This window comes from Sulfitobacter sp. TBRI5, assembly GCF_051013555.1.
Lineage (GTDB): Bacteria > Pseudomonadota > Alphaproteobacteria > Rhodobacterales > Rhodobacteraceae > JL08.
In genome coordinates this window covers 3849105-3862175 of record NZ_CP112884.1, presented here as the reverse complement: position 1 = coordinate 3862175, position 13071 = coordinate 3849105, and the positions used below count along the sequence as shown (strand labels likewise).

Here is a 13071-nt window from a genome sequence, read left to right as displayed (position 1 = left end):
TATGGTAACCCGATGCCCCAACCCTATTCACGGTGCCCCAGCAGAAAATTGCGGACCTCCAGCGTGGCGGGCGCGCAATTATCGCGATGGGTCAGATAATAACCAAGCCCCGTCCGTTTGAGAGCCGGCCCAAGGCGGATAATCTCGCCTTTTTCAACCCATGCATCATCCAGCCCCGCAACACCGATGGCCACACCTTCGCCCGCGCGCACCATATCCAGAAGGGTGGGAAAATTGCGCACTTCGGGCTTGGGGATTGCGGGCAGGGGGGGGCCGTGATGGCGGAACCAGGATTTCCATGTCATCCATCCCACATTGTATTGATCGCCGTGTTCCAGCAACCATTCCCCGCGCAGAGTGAATGGCAGGTTATCGGCGTCAATCTCGGGATGCGCGGCCAGAAAATCCGGTGACGCGATCACATGGGTTTCCTCTTCGAACAGCAGGTCGGAATGCACACCGGCCCATTGCCCGGTGCCAAAGCGGATCGACAGATCAACCCCCTGCCGATCAAAGGCATCATAGTTTTCGGATGTCACAAAATTGATGACCGCGCCGCCCGCCGCCATGCGCAACCCGGAAATCCGCGGGATCACCCACAGATGCGCCATGCCAAAGGACGCGCCGATCACCACTTCGGATCGTGGCGCGGCGCGAATTGCGCCCAGCCCGATCTCAAGCCGGTCAAGGACCGAAATCGCCAGATCGGCGGCCTCCTGTCCGTCCTTGGTCAGCGAAACCGCATTGCCGTGGCGGTGAAACAGCGCGACGCCCAGCCAACCTTCTAGATTGGCGATGTGGCGCGTAACGGCGGGTTGCGCCACAGTCAGTTCCTGCCCGGCGCGGGTAAAGCTGCCATTGCGGGCGACCGCGTCAAACGCGATCAGGGCATTCAGGGAAGGCAGGCGACGACGGCTGGCCATATCTGCGGCTCCATAACAAAAAGGCATGATGCCTTGCCTGTTTTTGGGCCTATCAGACGCGAATGGAAAGGCCTATTGTGTCGGCAAGCAATCGTTCAGCGAAAAAGGGCGCCCGCGTGCAAACTGTAAAATTCACCCAGATGAAAGAAGGCGACAAGGCGGATTACGATCTGCTGAACGCGCATGAAACCGAATATGCAAGCCATACGGCCACCCGCCTGTTGGACGCATTGGAAAGCCTTGATACATCGCTTTCGGGCTATCAGATCACGCGGCTGGGCCATTCATTACAATCCGCGACCCGCGCATGGCGCGACGGCGCCGATACCGACTGGCTGGTTTCGGCATTGCTGCACGATATCGGCGACATCTATGCACCGTACAACCATGATGAATATGCGGCTGCGATCCTGCGGCCCTTCGTGCGTGAACAATGCGCATGGGTGGTGGAAAAACATGGTGATTTCCAGATGCTTTATTACGCGACCCATGTCGGGGCTGATCCGAACAAACGTGACGCCTACAAGGGCCATGCCTATTTTGACGATTGCGCCACGTTTTGCGAGCGTTGGGATCAAACCAGTTTTGACCCGGATTATGATACGCTGCCACTGTCGTTTTTCGCGCCGATGGTGCATCAGGTTTTCGCCCGCAAGGCCTATGACCCGGGCGTTATTCAGGCCGGGGTGCGCGTCGCACTTCAAAACCCCGAGATTGCATCACAGCGCGCCTAGCGCCAACCCCGAGATCCGATCATGACCGATGAAACGCCCCAGACCGGCGCGCCCCGCGCCGTGCGAAAGATATGGAATTACACACCGGCCCTGCCGCTCAGGCTTGCGCCCTACTGGGACTGGCCTTTGGCACCTCTTGCCTCGCTCAAATATCTGGCGCGCAGTTGGAATCCGGTGGCGCAGCGCTGTCTGTTTCTGGTCTGCGCGGTTATCACCTGGCTGTATTTCACTCCGGAACTTGAACGCGCGCAGACATGGCAGTTTGACTGGGTGTTCGAAATCTGGCTGCGCAATCTGGTGATCCTGCTGGTGGTCGCGGGCGGATTGCATCTGCTGTTGCTGCGGTTTCGTGCGCAGGGCGATGAATATCGCTATGACATGCGCCCGATGGCGAGGGGCGCCAAGGTGTTCTATTTCAAGAACCAGGTCTGGGATAACATGTTCTGGACGCTGGGGCCGGCGCTGGCCTTCTGGACCTTTTGGGAAAGCCTGATGTACTGGGCCTATGCCAACGGCTGGGCCACGCTGATCACATTTACGGATAATCCGGTCTGGTTCGTGGGCCTGATTGTGCTGATCCCGTTATGGGCAGGGTTTCATTTCTACTGGCTGCACCGGCTGCTTCATGTCGGCCCGCTCTATACACGCGTGCACGCGTGGCATCACAAGAACGTCAATACCGGCCCGTGGTCGGGTCTGGCGATGCATCCGGTTGAAAGCTTTTTCCTGATGTTTGACACGATGATCTTTTTCATCGTCGCCTCGCATCCGGTGCACGTGATTTTCCTGCTGTTTCACCATGGCATCGGCGCGCCCACATCCCATGCCGGATTTGAAAACCTGAAGATCGGGGAATCTGGCCGTTTCCAGTTGGGCGATTTTTATCACCAGCTGCACCACAAGTTTTTCGATTGCAACTATGGCACATGGGAAACGCCGTGGGATGCGTGGTTCAATACATTTCACGATGGCACGCCGCAAGGCGACGCGCTGGTCAAGGAGCGGCGGCGGAAAATCTGGGCAGGCAAAGGCGATTGATACCCTTGTTTACAAAGGCCGGGCAAGGAATTTCCCAACAAAAATAAAAACCTCTGGTCAATCGAACCTATTGCGATAACCTGTCCGGACGATCACCGGGGGAGTCGCTTGCACAGTGCGGGATTTTCGATCACCGGCCGTATTTGATGGCCACAATGATGTATTGCTTAAACTGTTTCGCGCGGGCGGACGGTCTGCTGTTGCGGGTTTTCTGACCGGGCGTGACGGCGCGATTGATGCGGTTTCGGCGCAAAAGGGCGGCTTTGGCGGCGGATTCTTTGCCGTCTACGTACCATCCGACATGGATCAGGACGTCAAGGTCGACGAGATGACCAAACCGGCTTACGATCTGCCATTGCCGGACCCGATCCCCCAGCAGGATGCCTTGCCCGTCGTCATGGAGCAGGCGGCAATCCTGTTCGAGATGGAACGACAGGGTGCTTTGAAAATCTGCCGGACCGCATCCGACATACGCACTTGTCTGGCCGATGGCATCATGGCGGCAATCTTTCACATCGAAGGGGCCGAGGCGATCGATCCCGATATGCACGTTTTGCATGTGCTCTATCAGGCGGGTCTGCGCTCGGTCGGTCCGGTCTGGAGCCGCGATACGACTTTCGGATATGGTGTGCCGTTCCGCTATCCCAGCACGCCGGATATCGGTGACGGGCTAACCGATCATGGCAAGCGGCTGGTCAAAACCTGCAACGAATTGCGCATCATGCTGGATCTGTCGCACCTGAACGAAGCGGGGTTCTGGGATGTGGCGCGACAATCGGATGCGCCGTTGGTGGCGACCCATTCGAACGCCCATGCGATCTGCCCGCACAGCCGCAACCTGACCGACAGGCAGTTGCACGCCATCCGCGAAAGCGATGGTATGGTAGGGCTGAATTTTGCCGTGGCGTTTCTGCGCGCGGATGGCCGCATGCTGGCCGATGTGCCGTTGGAACAGATGTTGCGCCATCTGGATCATCTGATGACGGAACTGGGCGAGGATCGTGTCGGCCTGGGGTCGGATTATGACGGGGCGGTGGTGCCGGATGATGTCACAACCTGCGCGACCTTGCCCAAACTGAAACAGGCGATGGCACAGCATGGGTATGGCGATGAACTGATCGCGAAGCTGTGCCATGAAAACTGGCTGCGCGTTCTGGAAAAGACATGGGGGTCATAACCCCGCGCATTCGATACAAGTGAAACCAAAACAGGAGAGGACAGAAGATGACGATAATGAACAAATGGCTATCCAGCGCCGCATTGGGCCTTGCGCTTAGCGTGACGTCGATGGCGGCCTATGCGGAAACGCCTGCCAACATGCTGGTCATTGCCAACCGGATTGACGATATCACCACACTGGACCCGGCGGAATCCTTTGAATTTGCCGGTTCTGATGTCAGCCGCAACGTCTATGGCAAGCTGGTCAACTTTGATCCGCTTGATCTGGCTGCGGGCTATCAGCCCGATCTGGCCGAAAGCTGGGAAGTCAGCGAAGACGGGATGACAATCACCTTTACCATGCGCGAAGGCGTCAGCTTTCACTCGGGCAATCCGGTGCGTGCCGAAGATGCCGAATTTTCGCTGCGCCGTGCGGTGCTGCTGAACAAGACACCGGCGTTCATCCTGACGCAGTTCGGTTTTACCCCCGAAAACATCGAAGACACCATCAGGGCGGATGGCAACAAGCTGATGATCACAACCGACAAACGGTATGCGACATCGTTTGTGCTGAACTGCCTGACCGCCACCATCGGCGGGATCGTCGACAAAGAACTGGTCATGGCCAACGAAGTTGACGGCGATATGGGCAACACATGGCTGAAAACCAATTCGGCCGGGTCAGGTGCCTACAAACTGGACAGCTGGAAGCCGAACGAAAGCGTCACACTGTCCTCGAACCCTGATTTCTACAGTGGCGCACCGGCCATGGAACGCGTCATCGTGCGCCACGTTCTGGAAAGCGCGAGTCAGCGCCTGCTGCTGGAACGCGGCGACATCGACATCGCGCGTAACCTCAACCCCGAAGATATCGCAGGGGCCACTGAGGCGGACGGCGTGAAGATCGTGGACGAACTGAAGGGCCGATTGATGTATGCCTCGCTTAATCAGGCGCATCCGGTTCTGTCCAAGCCCGAAGTGCGCCAGGCATTCAAGTATCTGGTTGATTACGAAGGCATGCGCGACAGTTTTCTGAAGGGTCAGTACACGATCCACCAGAACTTCTTGCCGCAGACCTATCTGGGCTCGACCGATGAAAATCCGTTTACCCTTGATGTGGCCAAGGCACAGGAACTGCTGACGGCAGCAGGTGTTGACGGGCTTGAAATCGAAGTGGGCGTGCGCGAGGCGCAGGAACGCATCGAAATCGCGCAATCCTTGCAGAACACGCTGGCGCAGGTCGGCATCACGATGAACATCACGGTGGGGACGGCCAAACAGATACTGGGCCGCTATCGTTCCCGCGAACTTGATGTCTATCTGGGCGCGTGGGGGCCGGATTATCCCGATCCGCAAACGAATGCGGGCACATTTGCCTACAACCCCGACAATTCGATGGAAGCACAGGCCACAGGTTTGCTGGCATGGCGCAATTCATGGGACACCGGCGGTCTGACGGCCAAGGTGGACGCTGCCGTGGTTGAAAACGATCGCGATGCACGGGTGCAGATGTACAAGGATATTCAGGCCGAATTCCGCGAAACATCGCCCTTCGTGATCATGTTCCAGCAAATCGAACAGTCCGCCATGCGCGACAATGTCACGAACTTTTCGACCGGACAGGCCATTACATCAGCATCCTACTGGCAAGTTACCAAGTAAATGGCATTGACTGAAAACCAGCAAAAGGCGCGCGAAAGCGCGCCTTTTGTGCCGGCGATCAAGACTGCCGCGCTGACATTGGGATCAATCGCGGTCACGATGCTGGGCCTGTTGTTCGTCACCTTCGTGATCGGTCGCGTCATGCCGATTGATCCGGTGCTGGCCATTGTCGGGGAACGCGCGTCGCAATCGACCTATGATGCGGTTTATACCCAACTGGGGCTGGATAAGCCGTTGATCGTGCAGTTTCTTTATTACATCTGGGATGTGATGCACGGCGATTTCGGCATCTCCCTGCTGAACGCGCGCCCCGTGTCCGAAGACATCGCCCGCGTCTTTCCCGCCACGCTGGAACTGGCCACGCTGGGCGTGATCTTCGGCATCGTGTTGGGAGTGCCTTTGGGCGTGGTTGCAGCCGTCAAGAAGGGATCGTGGATTGACCAGATCGCGCGTGTTGTCGCGCTGGTGGGCTATTCGATGCCGATCTTCTGGCTGGGCCTGATGGGGCTTTTGATCTTTTACGGTATTCTGGGCTGGGTTGGCGGGCCGGGGCGTGTAGGCATTTTCTATGTGGATGTTGTGCCATCCGTCACCGGTATGATCCTGATTGACAGCCTGCTGGACGGCAACTGGGACGTGTTCAAGAACGCGTTCAGCCATATCATTCTGCCCGCATCGCTGCTGGGCTATTATTCGCTGGCCTATATCAGCCGTATGACGCGTTCTTTCATGCTTGAACAACTCAGCGCGGAATATGTGACCACTGCGCGGGTCAAGGGCATGTCGGAATGGAATGTGGTCTGGAAACATGCGTTCCGCAACATCCGCGTGCAATTGATCACCGTTATTGCGCTAAGCTATGCGACCCTGCTGGAAGGGTCGGTTTTGACCGAGATCGTGTTCAGCTGGCCGGGCATCGGCAGCTATATCACCACGGCTCTTTTGTCGGCGGACATGAACGCCGTTCTGGGTGGCACTGTTGTGGTCGGGCTGATCTTTATCCTGCTGAACATCTTTTCCGACCTGCTTTACAAATTCTTTGATCCGAGGGCGAAATAATGGCCGAACCGCAAAGCCTGCGCGCGTGGCTGTTGACAGATACGCCCACATCAAGACAGCACGCGAAACTGTCCGCACTCTATCAGGGCTGGCTGTCGTTTCGCAGCAATACGATGGCAATGGTCGGTCTGATCATTCTGGTGCTGCTGGTGCTGATTGCCTTTGCCGCGCCGATCCTCGCCCCGCATGATCCCTTTGCACAGGATCTGGGCAACCGGCTGGCGCCTTTGGGAACAGAGGGGCATGTTTTCGGCACTGACAGTCTGGGCCGGGATATCCTGTCGCGGCTGATCTATGGTGCGCGGATCACGCTTTACATCGTCGCACTTGTCGCGCTGATCGCGCCGGTTGCGGGGCTGCTGGTGGGCACAGTATCGGGCTATGTCGGCGGCTGGACAGATATGGTTCTGATGCGCATCACCGATATCTTTCTGGCCTTTCCGCGCCTTGTTCTGGCGCTGGCCTTTGTGGCGGCATTGGGCGCGGGGATCGAAAATGCGGTACTGGCCATTTCGCTGACAGCATGGCCGCCCTATGCGCGGATCGCGCGCGCCGAAACGCTGACCATCCGGTCATCGGATTACATCAGCGCGATCCAGTTGCAGGGGGCGGGACCGCTGCGCATCATCACCAAACATATCTGGCCGCTGTGCATTTCATCATTGATCGTGCGGGTGACGCTGGACATGGCGGGGATCATCCTTGCCGCTGCGGGCCTTGGGTTTCTGGGGCTGGGCGCACAGCCGCCCTCGCCGGAATGGGGCGCCATGATCTCGGAAGGGCGCCGGTTCATTCTGGATCACTGGTGGGTTGCCACCGTGCCCGGACTGGCGATCTTTACCGTGTCGCTGGCCTTTAACCTGCTGGGTGACGGGCTGCGCGATGTGCTGGATCCAAAGGCGGGTGAACAATGACCATTCTGGATGTCAAAGACCTGTGGGTACAGTTTCCCACGCGCAACGGCGTGTTCGATGCGGTGCGCGGCGTGTCGTTTTCGCTGGGGCGCGAGCGGCTGGGCATTGTCGGCGAAAGCGGCTCGGGCAAATCCATGACCGGGCGCGCCATCCTGCGCCTGATCCGCCCGCCCGGTATCGTCAAGGCCGCTCATATTGCGCTGGAAGGCACTGATCTGATGGGGCTGAGCGAAAAAGAAATGCGATCCGTGCGCGGCAGCCGCATTTCCATGGTCATGCAGGACCCGAAATTTTCGCTGAATCCGGTGATGACCATCGGCGACCAGATCATGGAGGCGTACCGCCTGCATAATTCGGTCAGCAAATCCGAAGCCTACAAGAAGTCGCTCGAAATGCTGCAAGCGGTTTCGATCCGCGATTCAGAACGCGTGATGCGCGCCTATCCGCATGAGATGTCTGGCGGTATGGGCCAGCGTATCATGATTGCTATGATGCTGATCCCGAACCCTGAAATCCTGATCGCGGATGAACCGACCTCGGCGCTGGATGTGTCGGTGCAGCGGCAGGTGCTGGATATCATGGACAAGCTGGTCAAGGATCGCGGCATGGGCCTGATCTTTATCAGCCACGATCTGAACCTTGTGGCGGATTTCTGTGATCGGGTACTGATCATGTATGCGGGTCGCATCGTTGAGGTGTGCGATGCCGACAAGCTGCATCAGGCAAAGCACCCCTATACCCGTGGCCTGCTGAATTCGCTGCCGCGTCTGAATGCGCCGCGCGAGCGGCTTGAGGTGCTGGAACGCGATCCTGAGTGGGCGCTGGCCGACAGCGTCAGCGGGCAGGTGTAGGCGATGACAATGTTGCACATCAACGGGTTGAATGTCTGGTTCGGATCGGGGCGCGACCGGGTGGATGCGGTGCGTGACGCAGCATTCGATGTGGCCATGGGCGAAAGCTTTGGTCTGGTCGGGGAAAGCGGGTCAGGCAAATCCACGATCCTGCGCGCGATCGCCGGATTGGCCCCGAACTGGTCGGGCAACATCCGGGTGGAGGGTACGGAACTGTCCGGAAAGCGCCCCAAATCCTTTTTCAAAACGGTGCAGATGGTGTTTCAGGATCCCTATGCATCGCTGCATCCGCGCCATTCGGTGGATCAGGTGCTGGGTGAAACCCTGCATCTGCACGGGTTCACCGATATCGACACGCGCGTTGTCAAACTGCTGGATGATGTCGGACTGGGGCAGAAATTCCGGTTTCGCTATCCCCACCAGCTGTCCGGCGGACAGCGGCAGCGTGTGGCCATTGCCCGCGCGCTGGCCCCCGAACCGGAACTGGTGCTGCTGGACGAACCCACCTCGGCACTGGATGTGTCGGTGCAGGCGGAAATCCTGAACCTTCTGGCGGATTTGCGCACAGATCGTGGCCTGACCTATCTGATGGTGTCCCATGATCTGCCGGTGATCGGGCATATGTGCGACAGGCTGGCGGTGATGAAAGACGGCGAGATCGTCGAAACCATGGATGTCGCCCAATTGCGCCAGATGAAGGCCGTGCATCCCTATTCGCAGGAACTGCTGGCGGCCTCTGTGGTTTAGGGGGGTGGGCCTGTTGGGTCAAAAGCGCTGTCTGGCGGGAGAGTGGGCGTTGGTGCAATCGGTGGGGAAGGGGCGGTTCGAGCCTTTAGTGAACAAAGCTACAATTTTGCATTATCGTTTGGATCAGATTGGAAGACGGCTGCGACTTCGGTTATTTGAAGGTTGCAGCGTACCGCGGCGCAAAGAACTTGGTGAAAGCTTTGACCTCGGGGCGTCGGTACGCGGCGGGTGCAATCAGCATCATATTTGAACTCGACAACTCTTCAATATTGTCAAAACAGCGGATGAGCGTATGGTCAGCTTCAGCCAACCTCAGGTTAACAAGACCCAAACCATGACCTGCCCGTATAGATGCTCTCATCAATTCCGGTTCACTAAAAGACTTAACGATTTGATCCGGTGACACGTGGCGCAAAAGCCAATTGCGCTCATGGCTCGGCACGTCTTCATGCTCGAAAGTTACAAAGCGGTGGCCCTTCAAATCGTCAAGTGACTTCGGTAAGCCGAATTTGTCAGCATAACTCTGCCCGCCGAACAGAGCCCATTTTGCGGTGCTGATTTTCCGGCAGATAAGAGTCTCATCCGGTTCGTTTTTTGAAATTCGCAGCGCGATATCTGCTTCGCCTTCAGACAAGTTCAAGACTTTCAAGCTGGCAATGAACTCGAAGACAACACCCGGATTCAAAGCGACAAATTCGCTGAATATATCCGACACCCGGTCCGAGAAATACCCGGGCGCGGTGATCCGGATCGGTCTTCGTTCGGCCAGTTCTCGTGTTTTGTCAGCAAAGTTTTCAGCAGCTTCTTCAATGGCTTCTGCCAGTGGGTATAGCGTGCGCGCTACTTCCGTTGGCTTGAAACCCCGCGTATCGCGTTCGAATAGCGTGAGCCCGGTCTCGTTTTCCAACGCTTCGATGCGCCGTGCGACTGTGGGCTGGGCAACGCCCAGTTTTCGCGATGCCGACAACGTCGAGCCTTCTCTGACAACCGTCAGAAACACTCGAGCGTCTGACCAATTTCGAAACTCTTTCTTCATTTTTGTAGAACAGCGCAATATCTAACACGATACCAGACGTGTTGGACTGCAAATATAGTGGGAGTCGAAATGTAAAGCCAGAAGGACCTTGCCATGACTTCCTTTACTATGACGCGACCCATTGTCTGGAAACATATTGAAGAAATCTGGAAAGCCTTGAAGCCATCGAGGAATTGCGCGACTTCAACCGACGATGCGCAGAAGGATTCACGTGCCGAGCGGGATTTCATCCTTGAAATGCTAGATAGGAATCCTGAGGCTTTTCAAAGCGAGTTCGACATTCACAGCTTGGCGCGCCTGTACCGTTGCAAGTTCTAGTCCCCTCAAATGAAGTTAGCCTACCAGAACATTGAGACGGTAGGCCGTTAGGCCCGCAAATCAGTCACTGGTGCTGACTGCGGCGAATGACTGGTGAGAGCCCGGAGCGGTCGGACCAAATAGCGTTCTTTTGCAGTTGCCGTTATATATCAGAAGACCGATCGATTAAAATATGCTAGCCTTCGATCAGTTCATTGCTTTGTATCTTTTTCCAAAAAAAAACTTCCCTTGAGGCAGACTTAAACAAGTCAACCCAGCGGTAAATCACACGTCAGCAGGCGGCGTAATCCAAGGGAGGAAAAAGTCATGTCTTCACCAAAATACATGATGATAACCGTGGCAAAATGTGCGCCACAGAAATTTGGCCATGCGATCGAACACCTGGAAAGTCTTGCCAACGATTTAAAAACTAGGGCGGGGGCGGCGACAACCCGGCATGGTATTGTGGCGACAGGTGAACATACGGGGCAGCTCATTCTTTTTCAAACGTATGAAGAAATGAATGGCATTGACCGGGCATTTGACGTCTATGAAAAGTCCAAAGCCTATAAGGGTCTTGTTCACGATCTGGCTATCTCGGTCACTCTTCGAAACATCCTACGTATTGAAGACGTGGGGCTTAAAAACCCATCCAGCGATGTTCCAGCCTATGGAGTTGCCACGCGGGCAAAGTCGGCAGGGCTCGAATTGGACAGATTACGCGCAGCCGTACCCCACTTTGAGAAAAATGGAGCGATGATATTTCGGTACTGCACTATTCTTACAGGACCCACAGCGGGGCATAGGCTTCTAGTCGTGGGCTACCCGTCGATGGACGCGGTAGAAAAGACATATGACACGCTGAGAGGCAGCGCAGAATACAATGCAATTTTGGAGACCCACGAGATTGAATGGCGGAATATCATTCGAATAACCGGCTAAGACGTCGACAGCAACTGCAGCGAATGGCCAGATTAGTTTTTGGCCATTTAACTTTCAGTGAACGGCAAATTTGTCCCGCATGTGAGACATACGTCGCAACCGCAGCGAACGTCCGGTCCAGGTGAAAGCAGTCGTTTAGAACCAAAACTTCGAATTTCCGGTTGTGAGCGGCTGCTTGACGCGACGAACCGGTCATCAGAGAAGAACAGTCGAATGACTGCAACGAGCCCTCTTTGACAAATTCTGCACAGCACACGAATGTCAGCTTAATACCCATCAAAGCGCCATTTTGCTAATCTGCAATCTTGAAGAGCTATTCGATGCGCGTAAAAGAAAAGCGAATGCTTGGGACTGATTGTGCAAGCGACAGCCGTTGGAACTTTAGACTGAGGGTCTTATGGAACGATCGGAAATGACACGAAACTCGCCAGAACTCCTATCAGTTTGCCGTCGTTGGTTTGACGCTGTTCAACGAATGCGTGGGAAAGAGGTTCAGAACATTTTAACTGACAAAGACCACATGCTGTTCATCGGAACCGGGGAAGATGAACTTTGGTCAGGCAGGGCAGTGAAAGCCGGAATCGCAGACTTTTTCGGCTCAATCCCTACAATCATAAAGCTGGAGGAGACCTTTGGCGAAGCTTATGAAAATGGCCGAGTGGGATGGGCTTGCTTTACGCACAACGTTGTTATGGCCCATCAGCCGGACAGAGTGTTCCCTGTTCGGAACACCCTGATATTTGCTTTAGAAGACGGTTTCTGGAGGATGGTGCATCGTCATGGCTCCGTCCCTCTTCCAAATGAAGAGTTCGTCGGCTCGAAGCAAACAGCGATTGCAGATTTGGTCGCTGCGGCCGCAGAGGGTTTCGCAATTGACCAGCAGGATGGTCTTGCGTCGATCATGTTCACCGACATCGTCAATTCGTCAGGACTAGCATCCGTCATGGGGGACCGCTTATGGACATCGGTAGTCTCTGAACACTTCAAACAACTTCGGGCCATCGTAGAAGAAGCAAATGGGCAATTTGTTAAGTCGTTGGGCGATGGAACGTTGTCCAGCTTTCCTAAACCCGATTTGGCGCTTGATGCAGCACGGCGTATTCATGAAACCATCAAGCGGTCAGGCGGCCCTGCAATCTCCGTGCGCGTCGGAATTCATTCTGGAAGTGTTGTCCGGAAAGACGATGACTTCTTTGGCGCAGTTGTCAACAAGGCCGCGCGTATCACGGCAATTGCTGCGCCAAACGAAACTTGGGTTTCCGACGCGACGTCCGAACAAGTCAACGAAAATTCTCACTACCATTTTGTCGAAGCCGGGTTCTTCGAGCTTGATGGGTTTGAAGGCGAGCACTTGATCCGGTCACTGAAATGAGGGCGGGAGAGCTATTGTTGCAGCGCGTTTTCGAAAGCGGACATTTGAGCACCCGCAGCGAAAGCTCACTCCGTCCCGCAGAACAGTCATTGATGCACCGTGCGGCGTAGGTCTGCTCCAGCCCAGAACAGACGTTTATAGGAAGTTTCCACGCCACATCGCGGCTAATAACTGTTTTGAGCCCAAAGTCGGCCTATCGGGAGAACGTTGACAGCTTATTCGTTGAACCAATTCCAGCTGTGATATAGCGTATTTCTCGGTGGCACATGCTGTGTCCAACGGATCGATTTAAACAGAATTTGAGGCCTTTACAACGCGCCACCATCTTCGGAGGAGAT

General features: G+C 55.8%; 13 protein-coding genes. 11 read left to right on the top strand and 2 right to left on the bottom strand.

Annotated elements, in window-relative coordinates; translation table 11 throughout:
- Window positions 1-23: 23 nt before the first annotated feature.
- The gene (locus OLX72_RS19265; protein WP_433989349.1) at window positions 24-923 is read right to left on the bottom strand and encodes a LysR family transcriptional regulator; all 900 of its coding nucleotides are present in this window, start codon (window positions 921-923) and stop codon (window positions 24-26) included.
- Window positions 924-1063: 140 nt separating this feature from the next.
- Here OLX72_RS19265 and OLX72_RS19260 point away from each other — a divergent pair, with 140 nt between their 5' ends.
- The 8 genes from OLX72_RS19260 to OLX72_RS19225 all read left to right on the top strand — a co-directional run bounded on the left by OLX72_RS19260 (window position 1064) and on the right by OLX72_RS19225 (window position 9086).
- Window positions 1064-1657, top strand: coding sequence for an HD domain-containing protein (locus OLX72_RS19260; RefSeq protein WP_254684785.1), 594 nt, complete (start codon window positions 1064-1066; stop codon window positions 1655-1657).
- A 21-nt stretch (window positions 1658-1678) separates the two neighbouring features.
- Window positions 1679-2695 carry a sterol desaturase family protein gene (locus tag OLX72_RS19255; RefSeq protein ID WP_114869626.1) on the top strand — a complete coding sequence of 339 codons (1017 nt, stop codon included), beginning with the start codon at window positions 1679-1681 and terminating at the stop codon, window positions 2693-2695.
- 115 nt (window positions 2696-2810) lie between these two features.
- Window positions 2811-3872, top strand: coding sequence for a dipeptidase (locus OLX72_RS19250; protein WP_433989348.1), 1062 nt, complete (start codon window positions 2811-2813; stop codon window positions 3870-3872).
- A gap of 47 nt (window positions 3873-3919) precedes the next feature.
- Window positions 3920-5515, top strand: a complete 1596-nt coding sequence (locus OLX72_RS19245; protein WP_433989347.1) for an ABC transporter substrate-binding protein — start codon at window positions 3920-3922, stop codon at window positions 5513-5515.
- Window positions 5516-6574: an ABC transporter permease gene (locus tag OLX72_RS19240; protein WP_114869629.1), complete on the top strand. Its 1059-nt coding sequence runs from the start codon at window positions 5516-5518 to the stop codon at window positions 6572-6574.
- Window positions 6574-7488 (top strand): ABC transporter permease, encoded by a 915-nt coding sequence (locus OLX72_RS19235; protein WP_114869630.1) that lies wholly within the window; start codon window positions 6574-6576, stop codon window positions 7486-7488. Before OLX72_RS19240 ends, OLX72_RS19235 begins: the two co-directional genes overlap by 1 nt.
- Window positions 7485-8339: an ABC transporter ATP-binding protein gene (locus OLX72_RS19230; RefSeq protein WP_114869631.1), complete on the top strand. Its 855-nt coding sequence runs from the start codon at window positions 7485-7487 to the stop codon at window positions 8337-8339. Before OLX72_RS19235 ends, OLX72_RS19230 begins: the two co-directional genes overlap by 4 nt.
- Window positions 8340-8342: 3 nt before the next feature.
- Window positions 8343-9086, top strand: a complete 744-nt coding sequence (locus OLX72_RS19225) for an ABC transporter ATP-binding protein (protein WP_114869632.1) — start codon at window positions 8343-8345, stop codon at window positions 9084-9086.
- A 151-nt stretch (window positions 9087-9237) separates the two neighbouring features.
- Here OLX72_RS19225 and OLX72_RS19220 read toward each other — a convergent pair whose 3' ends face one another.
- Window positions 9238-10086, bottom strand: a complete 849-nt coding sequence (locus OLX72_RS19220; RefSeq protein ID WP_433989346.1) for a LysR family transcriptional regulator — start codon at window positions 10084-10086, stop codon at window positions 9238-9240.
- A 129-nt stretch (window positions 10087-10215) separates the two neighbouring features.
- Here OLX72_RS19220 and OLX72_RS19215 point away from each other — a divergent pair, with 129 nt between their 5' ends.
- The 3 genes from OLX72_RS19215 to OLX72_RS19205 all read left to right on the top strand — a co-directional run bounded on the left by OLX72_RS19215 (window position 10216) and on the right by OLX72_RS19205 (window position 12733).
- Window positions 10216-10440 carry a hypothetical protein gene (locus OLX72_RS19215; protein ID WP_433989345.1) on the top strand — a complete coding sequence of 75 codons (225 nt, stop codon included), beginning with the start codon at window positions 10216-10218 and terminating at the stop codon, window positions 10438-10440.
- A gap of 306 nt (window positions 10441-10746) precedes the next feature.
- Window positions 10747-11361, top strand: a complete 615-nt coding sequence (locus tag OLX72_RS19210; protein ID WP_433989344.1) for a hypothetical protein — start codon at window positions 10747-10749, stop codon at window positions 11359-11361.
- A 397-nt stretch (window positions 11362-11758) separates the two neighbouring features.
- The gene (locus tag OLX72_RS19205) at window positions 11759-12733 is read left to right on the top strand and encodes an adenylate/guanylate cyclase domain-containing protein (protein ID WP_433989343.1); all 975 of its coding nucleotides are present in this window, start codon (window positions 11759-11761) and stop codon (window positions 12731-12733) included.
- Window positions 12734-13071 lie beyond the last annotated feature (338 nt).

Excerpts from the sequence above, each read along its gene's own strand:
- OLX72_RS19255 (WP_114869626.1), top strand. The coding sequence starts at position 1,679 with ATGACCGATGAAACGCCCCAGACCGGCGCGCCCCGCGCCGTGCGAAAG.
- OLX72_RS19235 (WP_114869630.1), top strand. The coding sequence starts at position 6,574 with ATGGCCGAACCGCAAAGCCTGCGCGCGTGGCTGTTGACAGATACGCCC.
- OLX72_RS19230 (WP_114869631.1), top strand. The coding sequence starts at position 7,485 with ATGACCATTCTGGATGTCAAAGACCTGTGGGTACAGTTTCCCACGCGC.
- OLX72_RS19215 (WP_433989345.1), top strand. The coding sequence starts at position 10,216 with ATGACTTCCTTTACTATGACGCGACCCATTGTCTGGAAACATATTGAA.
- OLX72_RS19240 (WP_114869629.1), top strand. The coding sequence starts at position 5,516 with ATGGCATTGACTGAAAACCAGCAAAAGGCGCGCGAAAGCGCGCCTTTT.
- OLX72_RS19210 (WP_433989344.1), top strand. The coding sequence starts at position 10,747 with ATGTCTTCACCAAAATACATGATGATAACCGTGGCAAAATGTGCGCCA.
- OLX72_RS19225 (WP_114869632.1), top strand. The coding sequence starts at position 8,343 with ATGACAATGTTGCACATCAACGGGTTGAATGTCTGGTTCGGATCGGGG.
- OLX72_RS19265 (WP_433989349.1), bottom strand. The coding sequence starts at position 923 with ATGGCCAGCCGTCGTCGCCTGCCTTCCCTGAATGCCCTGATCGCGTTT.
- OLX72_RS19245 (WP_433989347.1), top strand. The coding sequence starts at position 3,920 with ATGACGATAATGAACAAATGGCTATCCAGCGCCGCATTGGGCCTTGCG.
- OLX72_RS19205 (WP_433989343.1), top strand. The coding sequence starts at position 11,759 with ATGGAACGATCGGAAATGACACGAAACTCGCCAGAACTCCTATCAGTT.
- OLX72_RS19260 (WP_254684785.1), top strand. The coding sequence starts at position 1,064 with ATGAAAGAAGGCGACAAGGCGGATTACGATCTGCTGAACGCGCATGAA.